Here is a 1,872-nt window from a genome sequence, read left to right on the forward strand (position 1 = left end):
AGGAACAGATATTAAAACGAATCTTGCAAAATTAGAGGACACTGCTTGAGCATCTGCAGTACAGTGGTTTTTCCTATGCTAGCTAGGCTCGACTTTATCCATTTGATCCAAAGGTAAGAGTCTGAGGAGCTTGCTGCGGTGGAATGCATGGAGATGATGATAGCATTTGCGTCACTGTTTTCCCGGCAGGTGTGGCCTCACGCGTTAACCCTCGTGATAGGAGCGCTATTGACCCTGGGGAAGTCAAAACTCGACGATAGTGTGCGGATTTATCTATCCTACGCACCATACCTGCCCTACTCGCACTGTTCTCCCTCGCCATTCTCTTCACCCTGAACGGGTGACAAGGCAGCTCAAAATCATACAGTGCTGAACTTTGAGACAATAAAGGGGACAAAAAATAGGTAGCCTCCGTACAGCTCTCTTCAATCAATATGTTCCCCACATTCTACCAAACCACCTTGCGCACCCACCTCAGGGAAACCCAGTACTTGACCCTGGAAATGACACTCGGTTTTTGGCGTTAGTATTGCTGATCGCCTTGGCTTACAGTTGGGCCACGATGCACGGGAAAACGATGAAACATCTCAGGGTAGATCCGTATGCAGGACGTATCCAGCAGCACCACGATAAGACGCCTCGGCAGAGTGACTTTAGTCTGGGGCTCTATGGTCAACGATGGATCTATGCCCTGGAATTATTGGCCGACTGGGCGTTCCAACCGATAGCACTCAAACCCCATAAACGGCTCTATTTTCAGCGCGGGTTCCATGCGTTATCCCTGATGCAGCAAGATCTCTAGGTACGTTGTCACCCGTTCAGATCGGAAATAGGAGAAACGTCGCTACAGGTCAACCTCACCCGTAGTTGTTTGGGATTAAGCGGCTTCTCTCCGAGAATTCCGTTGCTTTGCTCGATGGGTCAGGCGGAAATTGTGTAAACTGCAGCCAGTTTCTATGACGTCATCCACGTAATGGTCAACCCAATTACGAAACGGTTGCACCAGAATTTGACACCGCTTGATCCCACCAATATGGTGTTCTACTTCGATGCGAAGGCTGGAAATACCTTGGTTGTTCATCGTCTCAATCGGCGTGAGAGAACCGTTGCGGGGTTTCTTCTTCGGTTGCTGAATGCTCACCCCCTCTGGGGCTAACCCTTGAAACCCCGTATCCTGCCATAGCGTACTACCATCAGGAAACTGTAAGTCTCCTTCATCGGCCATCGCCTTGTCATGTTTCTTGCCTTCGTAGGTGTCACTCAAGTAGCGCACCTTGCCCCCACGCTCAGACATGACCAGGTTCTTGACCGTATGCACCTTGCGCTTGCCGCTGTAGTAGGTTTTGCGCTCAGCTTTATCCTTGGGGCGATTGATCCGACGCTCGGTACCGTCGATGATGAACTCTAAGCTTGGACAACGGCTGAGAAGGGTTTCCAGGCTCGCTGGTTCGCGTTCCGGGAGTTGCTGTTCATCCCCTAAGGCTTGGTTCAAGACGCAAGTTAGGCAATGAATCTATTGATTGGCTTGTGCTTGGCTCATGCCAAAGAGAAAGCCTTGAACTTCTTGGGTAGGGTAAAGGCGAACGTACATCAGGATGAACAGGAGCTTATCCGCTAGGTCACTCAGGTGTGCTTTGCGACCCGCTCCCATGGCTCGTTGGCGATCTTTGCGCTGAAAGGTGTCTTGCATGAAGCTGTCCCAAGCGTTACCAAAGCTGGGTCATAAGGCCTCAAACTCTTGCACCCTCAGCCCAGGCAAACTGCACAAGGTTCGGGGTTTTGTCCGCAACTCGGCATCAGTCATTTTCATGGGCTTACCCTGGTCTATGCTCCTGATCCTGATTCTATCAGCTCAATTTCCGATAAAGTCTA

Annotated in this window: 3 protein-coding genes and 1 pseudogene; 2 read left to right on the forward strand and 2 right to left on the reverse strand. The window is 50.5% G+C overall.

Annotation, left to right across the window (positions count from 1 at the left end; all coding sequences use genetic code 11):
- The first annotated feature begins 502 nt into the window (after positions 1-502).
- Positions 503-802 (forward strand): annotated as a pseudogene (locus tag V6D20_07445) (IS4 family transposase).
- 75 nt (positions 803-877) lie between these two features.
- Here the strand turns inward: V6D20_07445 and V6D20_07450 are convergent.
- A complete protein-coding gene (locus V6D20_07450) occupies positions 878-1,492 on the reverse strand; it encodes a transposase family protein (GenBank protein HEY9815618.1) in 615 nt (204 codons plus the stop codon).
- A 21-nt stretch (positions 1,493-1,513) separates the two neighbouring features.
- The gene (locus V6D20_07455; GenBank protein ID HEY9815619.1) at positions 1,514-1,690 is read right to left on the reverse strand and encodes a transposase family protein; all 177 of its coding nucleotides are present in this window, start codon (positions 1,688-1,690) and stop codon (positions 1,514-1,516) included.
- Here V6D20_07455 and V6D20_07460 point away from each other — a divergent pair.
- Positions 1,689-1,872: hypothetical protein (locus V6D20_07460; GenBank protein ID HEY9815620.1), on the forward strand; the 184-nt coding region annotated here is incomplete at its 3' end. The genes V6D20_07455 and V6D20_07460 overlap by 2 nt on opposite strands.

It is taken from the genome of Candidatus Obscuribacterales bacterium, assembly GCA_036703605.1.
GTDB lineage: Bacteria > Cyanobacteriota > Cyanobacteriia > RECH01 > RECH01 > RECH01.

What these genes read in the sequence shown, in the direction of transcription:
- V6D20_07455 (HEY9815619.1), bottom strand. Translation starts at nt 1,690, where the DNA reads ATGCAAGACACCTTTCAGCGCAAAGATCGCCAACGAGCCATGGGAGCG.